This window comes from Arthrobacter dokdonellae, from assembly GCF_003268655.1.
In the GTDB taxonomy this organism is placed as follows: domain Bacteria; phylum Actinomycetota; class Actinomycetes; order Actinomycetales; family Micrococcaceae; genus Specibacter; species Specibacter dokdonellae.
This window is the reverse complement of the sequence record NZ_CP029642.1, coordinates 3,707,376-3,723,149: the sequence shown is the minus strand read 5'-3', so window position 1 is coordinate 3,723,149 and position 15,774 is coordinate 3,707,376. Positions and strand designations below refer to the sequence as shown.

Below are 15,774 nucleotides of genomic sequence, written 5' to 3'. Positions count from 1 at the left end.
GCACCGAGACGCGCCCGGTGGTCGATCCCCGGACGGTCCCCAACCTCGCAAGCTCGGCCGCGGACTCCTCGCGCCCGGGGCCCCATGTCGAGGCCCGGCGGAGCGAGGCCCAGGATTCCAGCTCCGAGGCCGTCACCGCCACCATGCTTGGGCCTTGGCCCGGCACCGACCCCGTCGAGGCCGCCAAGAATTCCCTCGGCCTGTTCACGCCGCCACACCTGCCCTCGCTGCCTGAGCTGCCTTCCCGCGGCATCGGCTCGGATGCCGTGGGACGCACCGCCGGGCTGCTCGTCGAACTGCCCGTGGACGTCCAGCCATACGGCTGGCGCTTCACGGACCGTCCAGGCGGCGATCACCGCCGCGCCGTCTCCGCCCTGTCCACCGACGTCAACGTGCTGGCCGATGTCGCCGGTGCGTCCGAGCGTGCACTTTCTGAATTGAAGGTGCAGGCGTGGGGGCCGGTCTCGCTGGCGGCCGCCATCCATCTGCACTATGGCGAACGCGCGCTGCGCGACTACGGTGCGCGCCGGGACGTGGCCCAGTCGCTGTCCGCCGGGTTGGCCCAGCATGCCGAGAGGCTGCGCGCCGCCGTGCCGGGCGCTGGACTGATCCTGCAGATCGACGAGCCCGAGGCGGCGCGTGCCCTGGCCGGCACCATCCCCACGGCTTCCGGGTACCGCACGCTGCGCTCCATCCCCGCGTCGGAGCTGCGCCAAACGTGGACGGCCTTCGTTGCCGCGGCGCGCGATGCCGGATTTGCCCAGATCGCCATCAACCTGGCCCGGCCGCACGTCGAGGCCGCCGAGAACAGGTCGGTCGAATCCGGGCCGGGTGGGACCAAATCCGCCGAATCCGATGCCTGGCGGAAGGCTTTGGAACTCGCCTTGGAATCCGGCATCGACGCGGTCGCCGTGCCGCTGGACCAGCTCGACACCGGCCACTGGGAGCAGCTGGCCGGAGCCATCGAGTCGGGCATGGGCCTGTGGGGCGGGACGGTGCCGGTGCGCCCGGACCAGGTGCCGCCGCCGTACTCGACGTTGCTGGAGCGGGTCTTGCGGCCGTGGCGCGGGCTGGGTCTGCCTGAGTCGTCCCTGACCGCGCTCCGCATCACCCCGGAGGATGGACTCGCAGGCGTTTCACCGGCGGAAGCTCGGGCCGTCGTCAACCGGACGCTAGAGGTGGCCGCAGCCCTGACAGACCTCCGCAACGCCTGACGCAGTCAGACGCTCCTGCAGATTCGGGGCGTTTTCCCTCGACGCTCCTGCAGATAGGGGGCGTTCTGACGGCACCCTCCTGCACTGCCGGTCCGAGCGTCGCCGGTTGCCGAGCGCTGTCAGGAACCGGGTGGCCGGGTGAAATCCCGGGGACGCTGGCGCGGCTTGGCTGTTATTGTCCCCCTCGCCCGATTCGGCGGTGCAGCTCCTGCAGGGCGCCGGCCGGTTTTGGATTCGGCGGTGCAGCTAATGCGCCCTTTCGGACCGGAAGGGCGCATTAGCTGCACCATCAATTCCACTCCCGGGATCCAGCCCCGATGAGCTGCACCACCAAATCGCCAGAGCTCAAACACCTACGCCACCGAATCCGGCGGCGTACGGATTGACTTACTGGGCCGGCCCCGGGAACTCGACCTGCTTGGGATCGGGAATGCACGGCCACCTGCGTGCACCCGCAGATGGTGCACGAGCGTCGGAAGGGAGGGCCCCGGATCTGCAGGAGCGTCAGATTTAGAGGCGGCCGCTGGCCTTCAGCCGGATGTACATGTCCGCCAGTTCGGGCGGGAGATCGTGCGGCGCGGCATCCACGACCTCGGCGCCGGACCGCTTAAGGACTGCCATGATGGCCGCGCGGCGGTTGAGCGCGTGTTCGGCGGCGGCGGCGCGGTACGCGAGGGTCGCCGTCGACCGTTCCAGCCGGGCCTCGTCGAGGGCAGGGTCACGGACGGAGGCGACCACCACCACATGCCTTTGGGCCAGCCGTGCCACCAGGGGGATCAGTCCTTCCTCGGCCGCGCCGGCATCGAGGGAGGTCACCAGCACCACCAGCGCCCGGTGCGCCGTCACGGCACGGACCTGGCCCGGCACGCCGGCGGAGTCCAGCTCGATCAGCTCCGGCTGCAGCGGCGCCAGTCCTTGGACCATGGCGCCGAGCATGTTGCCCTTGCCGGAGGAGGAAACGCGGGCACGGACGCGGCGGTCGTAGGCGATGAGGCTGACCCGGTCGCCGCCACGTTCGGCCAGCACCGCCAGCAGCAGCGACGCCTCGATGCCCGTGTCCAGCCGGGGTTCGTCCCCGATCCGCGCCGCCGACGTCCGCGACGTGTCCAGCACAATGACGACGCGGCGGTCCCGCTCCGGACGCCAAGTGCGCACCACCACGTCGCGGCGGCGTGCGGTGGCGCGCCAGTCGATGGATCGGACGTCGTCGCCGCGGACGTAGTCGCGCAGCGAGTCAAACTCGGTGCCGGCGCCGCGGATCTGCACGGCGGCCCGGCCGTCCAGCTCGCGCAGCCTGCGCAGCTTTGACGGCAGGTGCTTCTTGGCATGAAACGGCGGCAGCACCCGCAGCGTGCCCGGCGCCGCGATGGTCCTTTGCCGCGCGGCCATGCCCAGCGGCCCGAAGGAGCGGATGGTCACATGGTCCGTGCGCAGGTCGCCGCGCCGGACGGGGAGCAGGGAAACCCGGACGACGGCGCGTTCCCCGGCCGGGATGCGCAGCGCCTGCAATGCGTCGGCCGCCCCCGCGGACGGCTGCCAGCCGTCCCGCACCTGGCCGCGCAGCAGGCGGGGTGATTGGTTCGCCAACCGGAGCGCCGCCGTCGTTCCTTCGGAGAGGCGCACGCCGGTGGGAATCTCACGGCGGACCCCAATGCGGCGGGGGGAGGCAGCCAGCAGCAGGTCGACGGCCGCAACCACCAGCAGCACGGCCAGGGCAGCGGCCCAGGTGGCGGCACTGGGCGCGGCAATGACGGGCACCACCGCCAGCAGCGCCAGGAGGAAGAACCTGCCCGAAATGGCCATGTCTGGTGCCGGGCCTAGCGGGGGACCGGGACGGTGGCCAGGATGGAGAGCAGGATCCCGTCCGCCGAGACGCCGTCCATCTCCGCCTCCGGGCGCAGCGAGACGCGGTGGCGCAGGGCGGGCAGGGCGAGCGCCTTGACGTCGTCCGGGGTGACAAAGCCGCGGCCGCACAGCCAGGCGTACGCGCGGGCGCACTTGAGCAGGGCTGTGGCCCCGCGGGGCGAGACACCCAGCTGGAACGACGGCGCCGTGCGGGTGGCGCGGGCCAGGTCCACCACGTAGGCGAGCACCTCCGCGGCGACGCTGACCCGGGCGACGGATTCGCGGGCCCGGGCAAGGTCCGCGGCGCCGGCCACGGGGCGGACGCCGGCAGCGTGGAGGTCCTGCGGGTCGAAGCCGATGCTGTGCCGGCGGATCACCTCGATCTCCTCGTTGCGCGCCGGCAGGTCCATGGACAGCTTGAGCAGGAACCGGTCCAGCTGCGCTTCGGGCAGGGGATAGGTCCCCTCATACTCCACGGGGTTCTGGGTGGCTGCGACCAGGAAGGGTGCGGGAAGTTTCCGGGACACGCCGTCCACCGACACCTGGTGTTCCTCCATGGCCTCCAGCAGCGACGCCTGCGTCTTGGGCGGGGTGCGGTTGATTTCATCGGCCAGCAGGATGTTGGTGAAGACCGGGCCCTGGCGGAACGTGAATTCGGAGGTGCGGGCGTCGAACACGAGCGATCCGGTGACGTCCCCGGGCATGAGGTCCGGGGTGAACTGCACGCGCTTGGTATCCAGGCTGAGGGCCGCCGACAGCGCGCGCACCAGCAGGGTCTTCGCCACGCCCGGCACACCTTCGAGCAGGACGTGCCCGCCGGCCAGCAGGGCCACGAGCAGCCCGGTGACGGTGGCATCCTGGCCCACCACGGCCTTGGCCACTTCCGCACGCACCCGCAGGAGCGCCGGCTCGGGCGGTCCGGCATGGGGGGCCGGCTGCGTCTGCGCGGGTTGCGGTTGCTGTGTTCCGGGGTGTTCTGCCGTCATCGTGGGGCGACTTCTTCCTCTAGGGCAGCCATTTGTGCGGCCATGGCCAACATTTGTTTGTCGTTCAGGGGGATGTCCGTGATGAGGAGCGCTTCCAGGTCTTCCCGCGGACGACCGGTGTGGGCGGCCGCCGCGTCGACCACGGCGGATGGGGCGGCGCCCGTTCCGAGGCGCAGCCGCTGTGCAAGCCGCGTCAGGGTGGCACGTTGCAGGGTTTCGACGGCGGTGTCCTGAGCCTTCGCGTCCTGGTAGAGCCGCGCCCGTCCGGTCACGGTCTCCGACGCCTTAACTATGACGGGCAGCGGCTCGGTGACGAGCGGCCCGTGCCGGCGTCCGCGCCACAGCATTCCGATCAGGGCCACCAGCAGCAGCCAGGCCGACGCCGGGAAGATCCACCCCGGCGTCAGCTCCGCCAGGGTCGGCGCATGGCTCGCTGCGGGCACGTCCCGCAGCGACGCCGTGTACCAGATCAGGTGCGGACGGCTGCCCAGCAGGCGGAACGTGAGCGCCGCGTTGCCTTGGCTGGCCAGGCGCTCGTTGCTGACGACGCCGGGACTCCCCAGGACTGTCACGTCGCCGGCGCGGTTGACCGCCATGAACCCGGCGGTGCCCCCGCCGGGGGCGAAGCAGGTCGCCGCACCGCGGTACAGGAGCAGGGACGGACTGCCGGCGGCGCCGATCCCGTCCACCCCGCGGACGTCGATCCGGGCCGCCGCCACGACTTCGCGGTTGGCGCAGCCCGGACCGGCGGCCACGCCGGTGCTGGAGTCCGTGGCGGCGGCTGTTCCGGCGCTGGCGATGTCGGGGCTGAGGTTTTTCACGGTCAACGGACCCGGCGCCAGGGCAACCAGGGCCGCGGCGGCGTCCTTCGCCGACCCCGCCAGCCGTGCCGCCTGTGCGGGCTCCAACAGGGACAGCGGGTCGTAGACCAGCACCGTGCTGGCGCCGGGTCCGCCCGCCGCCAGCGCCCGCCGCGTGGCGTCGAGCGAATCGGTGGCCGTGACCTGCACGCCCTGCTCCCGAAGCACGCTGGCTGCCGCCTGGCCGCCGTTGGGCGCCGGGTTGGTGATGGACAAGGGGTCCGCGCTTTGCCCGCCGAGGAGGGACGCGGCCAAGCCGCCCACCGTCACGGCCGCGAGGGCGGCACCCACAACAATCCACAACCTGTTTTTCCGCCACCATGTGGCGGCGCGTTGCAGGGCCGTGCCTCCACCCGCACGGAACTCCCGGGCATCGGCCGTGTCCTGGCTGGCCATGTCCCGGCCGGCCGGGACGCTCACGGGGGCGCTCACGGTGCCGCCGCGCCGTCGACCCAGCCGCCGTCGACGATCTCAATGCTGCTGTCCGCAAAGGCCGGCTTCGCCGCCGCCACGGCCTTGTCCGTTGCTGCCAGCTGGTCGTACATGGCCCGGGTAGGCTCCGTGTGGCCATATCGGACGGTGTTGAACAGCCCGGCCGCCCGCTGGAGGGCCGGCCCGTGCCCTGGAAAGGCCCGCTGCAGCTCGCCCGCGACCTCGGCCGCGGTCCGTCCGGGCGCGGGCGAGGTCGCGCCGCGCTGCTCGCCGGAGCGCACGATTGCCCGAAACTGCTCCGTGACCGCTGTGGCCAGGTCCCCACGTTCGACGGCGGAACGGGCCAGGTCGCGGTGTTGGCCGGCACTGAGTGTGGCAGGGCCGTCAAAGACCTCCGCCCGCTGTGCAGCCCTGCGGTTGAGCCTGGGCCGGACCACCATGACGGCCGCTGCGACGGCCAGCACCACGACGCACAAGGCCACCAGCAGCCCCGTGTTGCCGCCCAGCGACCCCAGCCCGTGCAGAAAATCGGTGACGGCCTTCTTCAGCCAGGTGAGTAGTTGTGCGCCCAGGCCAGGCTTGGCGTCCTGGTAGGCCTTTTTGGCCAGTTCCTCCGCTGCCCACCGGCGCGCGTCGTCGGCCCCGGGGATGACGGGGACGTCAAGGGGCACGCCAGTGCCAGGGGTCAGGGTGGTCATGGGGCGCCGGGCACCTACTGGCCGGGGTGCTGGGACGGTGGGTACTGCTCCGGGGACCCGCCGGGCGGCTGCTGGCCGGGTGGGTTCTGGCCTGGGTAGGGGGCGGGTGGGTTCTGGCCTGGGTAGGGGGCGGGTGGGTTCTGGCCTGGGTAGGGGGCGGGTGGGTTCTGGGCAGGCGGATGGTGGGCGAACGGCGGGTAGGCCGTTGGGTATTGCTGCGCGTGGGAGGTTCCCGCGGCGGCCGGCACCGCCGCGCCGCGGCCGGGGATGCCGCCGTCGTCCGTCCCGGATTCGGATTCCTTGAGCAGGGTGACATCAAAGCCGTCGCGGCGCATCCGCAGGTCAACATAGATCAGCGCCATGACACCGGTCTGGAACGCGACGGTCACCGCGCCGACCAAGGCCCCGATGAGGGAAGAGAAGACGCTGGCGACGGCGGAGGTGCCCATCGCCTGGTCGGGGCTCGGCGACATGACCGGCAGCAGCAGGCCCAGCAGCAGGCCGACCGGGGTGGTGATGATGGCGCCGATGACGCCGGCAATGATGGCCGCAAGCGCCGCGATGCCGAAGGTGCGCCACCAGTTCTGCCCGGTCAGCTGCCAGGAGCGCTTGATTCCCGCAAAGACTCCGATGTTCTCCACCACCACCGACGCCGGGGCCAGCATGACCTTCACGCCCGTCCACACGCCGGCCGCCAAGAATGGCAGGCCCAGCAGGAACCCGATGCCAAGGGCGGCGAGTCCGGAACCGGAGCCCATGCTGTTGCTCGCAAAGAGCAGGCCGATGAGAATGCCGGCGTACACAGCGATGGCAAGAAATGTCGCCGCGGCGTAGACCAGCGCCAGCAGCAGCAGAGTTCCGATGCGCGGCTTGACGAGCCGCCACATCTGCCCGAAGTCCGTCTTGCGGTTCAAGGTTGCGCGCAGGACGGGGACCACCAGGGCGCCCTGCAGCACCATCTCCATGAGCGCGGAGATGAGCGAGACCGCCCCGACGCCGATGAACAGCTGAAGCATGGATCCGGCCAGGCTGTTGAGCTGGGCTTCCGTGGGAGCCGTTTGGGAGAGCGAGTCGCTGAAGATGTTCGAGGTCAGCCGGCCCATGGAGGAAAGGGTGACGGCGAGCGTGAGGACGGCGGTGATGAGTTGGAAGATCAGGGTCGAACCGAAGACGGCCTTGCCGTTGCGGCGGGCGGCCTGGAACGCGCCGTCGAGCACCTCACCGAGCCGCAGCGGGCGCAGCGGGATGACGCCCGGCTTGGGCGGGGCAATGTATTGGTTGTAGCCGTACTGGCTGTAGCCGTAAGGATTTTGGCCATATGGAGCGGCGCCTGGAGCGGCGCCAGGCTGCTGTGTGTACTGCCCCCACTGTGGCTGTCCGGAAGCCTGCCCGGGCGAGGGCTGGCCGGGAGGCTGCGGCGCATACTGCCCCCACTGTGGCTGCCCCCACTGTGGCTGCCCGGGCGCGGGCTGCCCCCATGGGGGCTGCCCCGGGGCCTGCCCGGACGTGGGCGGAACGGGGGAGCCCGCCGGTCCGTGGTCCGGATCGGCCGGCGGCTGCTGTGGTTCCTGCGTCATCATGCTCCAGTGTCTTGTTCCCCAGTCACAGTGGTCGCGACACCAATGGCCGATGCTCCGTTGACGGGCTCAACGCGCCGGTCCGGGAGCAGCCGGTCCTGATGCGGCTTCCAAGTTCAACCCTATCGGCAACCGCCGCATTTGCAGCGTGAACTGACGGGGAGAATCCGTGGCGGGGCAACCTGACCGCGCAGGGCCGTCCGGAACGGCACCGATAGCGCGCCAGTCCACCGCAAACCGGCCGCTCCCAGCCAGCCTGTGGCTTCTTCTGGCCCGCCTTGGAGGGTCGGAAAGCGACTTTCGGCCGTGGATAGGCAAATATAGAGCTATGAAGGCACGCATTTTAGTAGTAGACGACGACGAAGCACTGGCAGAGATGATCGGCATCGTCCTTCGCAATGACGGTTTTGACCCAGTCTTTTGTTTCGACGGCGCCAAGGCGTTGGAGACGTTCCGTTCCAACAAGCCGGATCTGGTCCTGCTGGACCTCATGCTGCCGGGGATGGACGGCATCGAAGTGTGCCGTCTCATCCGGGGCGAATCGGACGTGCCCATTGTCATGCTGACCGCAAAGTCCGACACCTCCGATGTGGTGCGCGGCCTGGAGTCGGGTGCCGATGACTACGTGGCGAAGCCGTTCAAGCCCGCAGAACTGGTGGCCCGGGTCCGTGCCCGCCTGCGGCCGGGGGACGTCAAGGCCCCGGAAACCCTCACCATCGGCGAGATCACCATCGACGTGGCCGGCCATGCGGTCCGACGCGCCGGCCAGCGCATCCTGCTGACGCCGCTGGAGTTTGACCTCCTGGTGGCGCTGGCCCGCAAGCCGTGGCAGGTCTTCACGCGCGAACTCCTCCTCGAGCAGGTGTGGGGCTACCGCCACGCCGCAGATACGCGACTGGTCAACGTCCACGTCCAGCGCCTGCGATCCAAGATTGAGCGGGATCCGGAGGCTCCCGAGGTGGTCCTGACCGTGCGCGGCGTAGGCTACAAGGCCGGGCAATAGCGGCTTCGGCGGCATGGGAATCAGCGGCGAATCAACAATGAGCAGGAACCATGGCGGGCCGGCGGGCCCCGTGAACACCAGTCCCGGCGTCCCACCCGCAGGGAAGTCCGACGCCGGTGCCCCCGTTGGGCGGAGCCTGCCGCCTTCCGCCGCCATGCCGGCGGATGGTGCCGGCGGCGCGGCTGGGGCCCGGCCGGCCGGCCGGGCCTGGTTCGCGGTACGCCGCGCCCTGGCCCGGGCCGGGATATACAGCTGGCGGGCACTCCAGGGAGGCCAGCGGGTCATCTCGCGCAGGTGGCGCACCTCGCTGCAGTTCCGCACCGTCCTGACCACGCTGGTCATTGCCTCCATCGCCGTCATAGGCGTCGGTGGCTACCTCGCCGGGCAGATCTCCAACGGCCTGTTCAAGGAGCGCCTGGCACAGGCACAGCTGGAATCCACGCGCGGGGCCACACAGGTCCAGGAAAGCTTTTCCGGTGCCAGCCTGAGTGACCAGCCGCGCGTGTCGACGTATGTCAAGGACGAGCTCAAACTGCTCGAGGTGGGCGGCGCGGATGACAACCGCAAGTACCTGATGGTCAAGGTCCCCAAGCAGGACAGCACGTTGGCCGTCAGTTCAGTGGACTCCGGCGGCGTCACCTCCGCCATCATCCCGGACGAACTCCGCAAGGCCGTGCAGGGGGACAAGACGGGGCAGTACTGGCAGTCGATCGAACTGCCCACGGGCTCATCCGGCATGCATCCGGCGGTCGTGATCGGCAGCCAGGTGGAATTGCTGAACACGAACTATGAGCTGTACATGATTTACGACCTCAACACCGCGCAACTGACCCTGAATTACATCCAGTCGGTGCTGTGGCTGGCCGGTGCCATCCTGCTGGTCTTGATTGGCGCCATCGCCTGGTACGTGACGCGGATGGTGGTCCAGCCGGTCAGCCAGGCCGCCGCGGTGTCGGAGAAGCTGGCAGCCGGCCGGCTGGAAGAACGCATTCCTGTGGAGGGCGAAGACGAAATGGCCCGCCTGGCCACCTCCTTCAACAAGATGGCCACGTCGCTTCAGGACCAGATCAACGCCCTCGCCGCGCTTTCAGAAATGCAGCAGCGCTTCGTCTCCGACGTCTCCCACGAGCTCCGCACTCCCTTAACAACTGTCCGCATGGCCGCCGAGGTCCTCTATGACGCCCGCGACGACTTTGACCCGATCAACAAGCGCTCCTCAGAACTCCTCTTTCACCAGGTTGAGCGCTTTGAACTTCTGCTGGCCGACCTGCTGGAGATTTCCCGGTTCGACGCCGGCGTGGCCGACCTTGACATTGAATCCCTGGACATCTTCTCAGTGATCCATTCAGTGATGGAGGCAGCCGCACCCGTGGCTGAGGCCAATAGCAGCGAGCTTTCGGTGGTCACCCGGCTGCGCAACCACAAGTGCATTGTGGAGATGGATGCCCGCCGCATCGACAGGATTCTGCGCAACCTGGTGCTTAACGCGCTGGAACACAGCGAGGGACGTCCGGTGAAGATCTTCGTCTCCGCAGATGAGAACGCCCTGGCCGTGGCCGTGCGGGATTACGGCATCGGCATGTCCCCGGATGCCCTGGAGCATGTCTTCGACCGCTTTTGGCGGGCGGACCCGGCGCGGGCACGCACCACCGGCGGCAGCGGCCTGGGCCTGTCGATTGCCATGGAAGACGCCAGGCTGCACGGTGGCTGGCTGGAGGCCTGGGGCGTCCCGGGGGATGGGGCCTGCTTCCGGCTGACCTTGCCGCGCAGGCGAGGCGGGGCGCTGGCGTACTCTCCAGTTCCCCTGCCGCCCGACGGCGGGGGAACCGCGGCGGCTTCCCACCTCAACACCGGACCCATCATGACCAACACCGGCTCTTTCGGCGTGGTGGGCGCACTGGGTACGATTAATCCCGCGAGTGCCGCAGCAGCCAGTGCTGCATCGGGGAACGGCGCCGCGACGAACGGGACGCCGTCAGGCGGCGGCGCGCCAAGGGCGGAATCATGAAAATCACAGTGCCAGGCATGAAGCCGGTGCCGGCGAAGCCGGCGTCCTCCGGGCAGGCGCGCCGCCCAGGCCGGCCACGGCGCAAGGGACTGCTGTCGCTGCTGGCGACGGCCGCCGTCGTACTTTTCGTGGCGGCCGGGTGCGCGGCGATACCCACCGACGGGCCGGTCGGCAAGAGCGACCCCCTGAGCCCGCGCACCAACTCCGTCAACGTCAACTACACGCAGTACAAGCCGGTGGCGGGGGCCTCCCCGGAGAGCATCATCCGCGGCTTTATCGACTCTGGGACCGGGATCGAAGACGACTTCCAGACCGCCAGGCAGTACCTGGCAGCCGGCCTGGCGCAGTCGTGGGCCGCGGACAAGCGGACCTTGGTGTACACCAATGCGTTTGCCGTCAAGCCGGGCAAGACCAAGGACTCCTACCTGGTCACGTTCGACACCGTCTCCTCCGTGGACTCGATGGGCGTCTTGACGCCGCTGCCGGCCGGCTCCACGGAAACCATCGAAATGGATTTGGTCCAGGTCAACGGTGAATGGCGCATTGCCAAGGTTCCCGACGGCCTGGTGCTCAGCCAGGACACCTTTGGCGTGCTCTTCAAGCCGGTCTCGCTGTATTTCTACGATGCAAGCTACACGTACGGGGTTCCGGACGTCAGGTGGCTGGCCGCGCGCTCCTCCGGGACGGCAACGGCGATTGTCCGCGCCATGCTGGACGGGCCCGCGCCGTACTTGAAGGGTGCGGTGGTCAGCGCTTTCCCGACTGGCATGGCGCTGGCGCGTGATTCCGTGTCGGTCAACAATGGCCTCGCCAAGGTCGGACTGACCTCCCAGCCGCTGCTGGAGTCCAGCGTGCGCCAACGCCAGCAAATGCATGCCCAGCTGCTCGTCACACTTCAGAAGACTCTCAACGACGTCACGGAAGTGCAGTTTCTGGCCGACGACCGCGAGGTGGACATGGGCGGATCCAGCGACGCCGTGCCCGCGATGGTCATTGACAACCCGGTCCCCCCGGTCCAGGTCGGCCTGTCCAAGAACGCGCTGGCGACGTACGACGGCAGCACGGTGGCCGCGGTGCCGGGCCTGGCCCCCATCGCCGATCTGGGGCCGAATGAGCCGGCCATTTCCTACAACGGGAAAGAGTTCGCCTTCCTCTCTGCGGACGGCAACCATGCGTTCACCGTCTCGGCGGGGCACGAGCCGGCCAACCTCCTGGCGGGCGTGGCCCTGACGGCGCCGTCGTTCGCCCCCAACGGCTGGCTGTGGTCCGCTGCGGGGGACGGCTCCGGAACAGTCCTGGCGGTCAACCCCAACTCAAAAGCCAAGGACCCGGCGCCGGTGGTGCTCAGCGTTCCGTGGCTGGTGGGCCAACAGGTCACCACGCTGCGCATTTCCCGGGACGGCACGCGCGCACTCGTGATCTCCAACGCGAACGGGGAAAGCCGGGTGTCCATCACCGGCATTTCCAGGTCCGGCGACGTCCCCAAGGAACTGACAGCACCGATCAACCTGGCCCACGAGGGAGCGCCGACCCTCGGCGTGTGGGCCGGCGAGACCAGCGTGGCCGCGATCGCACCCTCGGCCAAGTCCGACGTCGCCGTCCAGATCCTGGACCTGTCCCGGGCGCCCGCGAAGCTTGCTCCCATCAAGGGGATCACGTGGATCAGCGCCGGTGCCGGCGTGCGCAACGTGCATGCGCAAACGCCGACGGAAATGTACGCGCTGGTCGGCAGCAACTGGCAGGTCGCCACGAAGGGGCTGGGCCAGGCGTCCTTTGCCGGCTGATGGTCCGCCTGCGCCTGCGCCGTTGTCCGCCGGAGCGGTCGTCGGCCCTTCATGCGGTGCATGTGGTGGATGCGGTGGCCCCTCCACAGGGGGAGCCGGCGGGGACACGGTGCACATTGCCGCGGCGGCCGCTGGCGGCGTCGCAAGGCGCCGGGAATGCTGGTCCCATGGAACATTATCGCAGCGCCTCGCGACCCCCGGACGACGCCGTTCCGGCTGTCTTGCGGCCGCCTCCCAGCAGGCATGCGGCCCTTACCGCCGGCAACAGCGCCGCGGCCCGCGCCAATGGTTCGCCGACAGGCATGCACAGGGGCCGGCCGCGCCGTTGGTGGGCCCGTTCGGTGTTCTGGTGGGACGGCGCTTGGCGGGACTTCCTATATCTGGTGATGCCCGCCGAGTGCGTGTCGTGCGGCAGTGACGACTCAGCCCTGTGCGCTGACTGCTCCGCCGGGTTGCGTAGGCTGACGTGCCGACCCTTCCGCGCCGAGGGTACCGCCGACGCGTTGATGAGCGTCTTTGGGCACACGACGCTGCCCGTGGTGGCCGTGGGCGACTACCGCGATGTCCTGGCGTCTGCCATCCTCGCCTTCAAGAACCACGGCCGCACGGAGCTGGGTCCCCTGCTCGGCCGGGCGATGGCCCGGGGCATCGTCTCGCTGCCGGCCCTGTTGCCCGGGCTCGAGGGCAGGGAGCTGCTGCTGGTCCCGGTGCCCAGCACCGGCAGGGGCTGGCGCAGCCGCGGCTACGATCCCGTCGCGCTCCTGCTGCGCTGCCTGTCTGCGGAACGCAGACTGCCCCACGGCGTGTGCGTCGCACCGGTTCTCGCCGTCCGCGCCCGGCTGCCCTGGCGCCGGCGGCACCAAAAGGGACTGGGCCGGTCGGCCCGGCGCGCCAACGTCCGCAACAGCATGCGAATCCGGCGGCGGTGCCGCGGGATTCGCCCGGCAGGGCTTCTGGCCCGGGCCGCCGTCGTCGTGGTCGACGACGTGCTGACCACCGGCTCCACGGCCAGGGAGGCGGCCCGGACACTGGAGGCAGCGGGCGCCGTGGTGTGCGGCGCCCTGGTTCTCGCGGCGGCCCGCGCACCCGACCAGTCAGCCCCTGCAGCCCCGACTAAAAGACTCGCCAAAAATAGTTTTGGGCAAAAGATGAATAAAAGGTTTCGGTGAACTAACGTGAGTAAACGGGTACCTCTTGCGAGAGGAAACCACCCGTCGGCGGCCAGGTTCGGTACTTGGATTGCGAGCCGGCCGCCGTGTCACCGAAGATATTTGGAGGGCACCATGGAGTTCATGATCAGCGGTCGCAACTTGAGTGTGTCAGACCGTTTCCGCGAGTACGCCGGGGAAAAGCTCACGAAGATCGAGCAGCTGGCCAACAAGGTCCAGCGCGTCGATGTGAAGATTTCCAAGGAGACCAAGTCGCGTTCGGCCGAGTCTCCGCTGACGGTGGAATTGACTGTTTTGGGGCGCGGCCCGGTGATCCGCGCCGAGGCAGCTGCATCGGACAAGTTCGCGGCCTTTGACCTTGCGTACGGGAAGCTGCTGGAGCGGCTGCGCAGGGCCAAGGACAGGAAGAAGGTCCACCACGGCCGGCATGCACCAGTGGCCGTCAACGAGGCAACCGGGGCTCTGCCTCCCGTCAGCAGCGCGGAACCGATTTACGCGCAGACCACGCCGGACGCCGTGCAGGAGCGTTCGCCCTATGAAATCGAAAATGACATCCCTGCGGGTGATTCACCGGTGCTGATCCGCCGGAAGGTTTTCCCGGCAACATCGCTGACCGTCGATGATGCCGTCGACAGCATGGAACTGGTGGGACACGACTTCTACCTGTTCATCGATGCCGCCACCGGCATCCCGTCCGTGGTGTACCGCCGCAGCGGCTGGACCTACGGGGTCATCTCCCTGGATCCCAACGCGGACGAAGGAGCGGCCGCCGCGGAAATCTCCGCCTACCGCTCACCCGACGAACCCGCACGCGTGTAGCCGAGCGGCGTCCACCCGGCGACCCCGTCGGGAAAGCACCAGCAGTCAACCACGAGACCCGTCAACAGAGGAGCCAGGAAGCATGGGCGCACGCCTGAGCCTGCCACAGGCCCGGCGAATCGCACTCAACGCCCAGGGACTTGCCGGGGTCCGGCCCACCCAACCCGTGAACGCGCGGACGGTGGGCCGGACCTTTGCCCAACTACAGCTCGTTCAAATTGACTCCGTCAACGTCATCTCCCGCAGCCACTTCCTGCCGTTCTTCTCCCGGCTGGGGACGTACGACCGCGCCATACTTTCCACGCTTTCCGGCAGCGCCCCGCGAAAAATGATGGAGTACTGGGCCCACGAGGCCAGTTACATCAGGCCTGAGCACTTCCGTGACCTCACCTTGTGGCAAAACCGGAAATGGGTTGGGTCCTCTGGTCTCGATCCCCAGCTCCGTGCCGGCCTGGAAACGCAGATCCTGTCACTGCTGGCACGCAGCAGGCCCCTGACGGCCCGCGAGGTCAAGAGCAGGATTGGCCACGAGGAGGAAAGGAACCACGAAGGGTGGGGCTGGAACTGGAGCGCCGTCAAGCGGACCCTGGAAGGCCTTTTTGAGCGGGGGGTCGTGGGAGCCGCGTCACGCAACGACCAGTTCGAACGCCGGTACGCCCTGGTGGAGAAGGTCCTGCCCCCGTCCCTGCGCAACGGGTCCGGCGCGGGGGAAGGGGCAGTCCCCTCCGATGGTGACGCGGACCGGCGGGCCGCGATGGACAGGCTGATCGAGGCATCGGCGCGCACCCACGGGATCGGCACCCTGCGCTGTCTTGCCGACTACTTCCGCCTGCCCGCGGGCGCAGCGGCCGGCTCGGTGGACCGTCTGGTGGCGGACGGGACGCTTGAGGAAGTGGAGGTGGCCGGATGGGGTGCGCCAACCTACCTGCATGCCGCGGCGAAAATCCCGCGCAAGGCGCGCGGCCGCGCACTGCTCAGCCCCTTTGATTCGCTGGTCTTTGAACGGCGCCGACTGCTGGAACTGTTCAATTTCCACTACCGGCTGGAAATTTACACCCCGGCGCCAAAACGAAAATACGGCTACTACGTGCTGCCGTTCCTCTTGGGAGAGTCCTTGGCTGCCCGCGTCGACCTGAAGGCCGACCGGCAGGGGAGCAGGCTGCTGGTGCGCGGTGCCTTCGCCGAGCCTGATGCGCCGGCGGAAACGGCCCCGGAGCTGGCGGCCGAACTGGCGCTCATGGCACTGTGGCTGGGCCTGGACGACGTCGTCGTGGCGCCCCACGGCGACCTGGCCCAGCAACTCGGCGTGGCAGTGAAGCGCGGCTAAATGCCCCGCGAGGGGAAGGGGGCCGGCGCTGCCAGGAATTTCCATGCCGGGC

At 69.1% G+C, this 15,774-nt stretch carries 12 protein-coding genes; 7 read left to right on the top strand and 5 right to left on the bottom strand.

What is annotated here, in order from left to right:
• The first annotated feature begins 17 nt into the window (after positions 1-17).
• Positions 18-1,214 carry a uroporphyrinogen decarboxylase/cobalamine-independent methonine synthase family protein gene (locus DMB86_RS16545; RefSeq protein ID WP_227878446.1) on the top strand — a complete coding sequence of 399 codons (1,197 nt, stop codon included), beginning with the start codon at positions 18-20 and terminating at the stop codon, positions 1,212-1,214.
• 510 nt (positions 1,215-1,724) lie between these two features.
• Here DMB86_RS16545 and DMB86_RS16540 read toward each other — a convergent pair.
• The 5 genes from DMB86_RS16540 to DMB86_RS16520 are packed head-to-tail and all read right to left on the bottom strand — an operon-like array spanning position 1,725 to position 7,615.
• Positions 1,725-3,017 (bottom strand): DUF58 domain-containing protein, encoded by a 1,293-nt coding sequence (locus tag DMB86_RS16540; protein ID WP_113718751.1) that lies wholly within the window; start codon positions 3,015-3,017, stop codon positions 1,725-1,727.
• A gap of 14 nt (positions 3,018-3,031) precedes the next feature.
• On the bottom strand, positions 3,032-4,045 hold the full coding sequence (locus DMB86_RS16535; protein WP_113718750.1) for an AAA family ATPase: 1,014 nt from the start codon (positions 4,043-4,045) through the stop codon (positions 3,032-3,034).
• On the bottom strand, positions 4,042-5,337 hold the full coding sequence (locus DMB86_RS16530; protein WP_113718749.1) for a DUF4350 domain-containing protein: 1,296 nt from the start codon (positions 5,335-5,337) through the stop codon (positions 4,042-4,044). The genes DMB86_RS16535 and DMB86_RS16530 overlap by 4 nt, the downstream gene beginning before the upstream one ends.
• Entirely contained in the window at positions 5,334-6,035 is a 702-nt protein-coding gene (locus DMB86_RS16525) for a DUF4129 domain-containing protein (protein WP_113718748.1), read from the bottom strand. Before DMB86_RS16525 ends, DMB86_RS16530 begins: the two co-directional genes overlap by 4 nt.
• A 14-nt stretch (positions 6,036-6,049) precedes the next feature.
• Positions 6,050-7,615: a DUF7847 domain-containing protein gene (locus tag DMB86_RS16520; RefSeq protein WP_129545576.1), complete on the bottom strand. Its 1,566-nt coding sequence runs from the start codon at positions 7,613-7,615 to the stop codon at positions 6,050-6,052.
• Positions 7,616-7,940: 325 nt separating this feature from the next.
• On the opposite strand from DMB86_RS16520, the gene mtrA reads away from it, so the two are divergent.
• From mtrA to DMB86_RS16490, 6 genes are all read left to right on the top strand, one after another.
• Positions 7,941-8,615 (top strand): MtrAB system response regulator MtrA, encoded by a 675-nt coding sequence (mtrA, locus tag DMB86_RS16515; RefSeq protein WP_113718746.1) that lies wholly within the window; start codon positions 7,941-7,943, stop codon positions 8,613-8,615.
• A 37-nt stretch (positions 8,616-8,652) separates the two neighbouring features.
• Complete coding sequence (gene mtrB, locus DMB86_RS16510) at positions 8,653-10,623, top strand: MtrAB system histidine kinase MtrB (protein WP_227878445.1); 1,971 nt, start codon at positions 8,653-8,655, stop codon at positions 10,621-10,623.
• On the top strand, positions 10,620-12,407 hold the full coding sequence (locus DMB86_RS16505) for an LpqB family beta-propeller domain-containing protein (protein WP_113718745.1): 1,788 nt from the start codon (positions 10,620-10,622) through the stop codon (positions 12,405-12,407). The genes mtrB and DMB86_RS16505 overlap by 4 nt, the downstream gene beginning before the upstream one ends.
• 167 nt (positions 12,408-12,574) lie before the next feature.
• Positions 12,575-13,576 carry a ComF family protein gene (locus DMB86_RS16500; RefSeq protein ID WP_171814531.1) on the top strand — a complete coding sequence of 334 codons (1,002 nt, stop codon included), beginning with the start codon at positions 12,575-12,577 and terminating at the stop codon, positions 13,574-13,576.
• A 114-nt stretch (positions 13,577-13,690) separates the two neighbouring features.
• Positions 13,691-14,395 carry a ribosome hibernation-promoting factor, HPF/YfiA family gene (gene hpf, locus DMB86_RS16495; RefSeq protein ID WP_113718743.1) on the top strand — a complete coding sequence of 235 codons (705 nt, stop codon included), beginning with the start codon at positions 13,691-13,693 and terminating at the stop codon, positions 14,393-14,395.
• An 82-nt stretch (positions 14,396-14,477) separates the two neighbouring features.
• Positions 14,478-15,722 carry a winged helix-turn-helix domain-containing protein gene (locus DMB86_RS16490; RefSeq protein WP_113718742.1) on the top strand — a complete coding sequence of 415 codons (1,245 nt, stop codon included), beginning with the start codon at positions 14,478-14,480 and terminating at the stop codon, positions 15,720-15,722.
• Positions 15,723-15,774 lie beyond the last annotated feature (52 nt).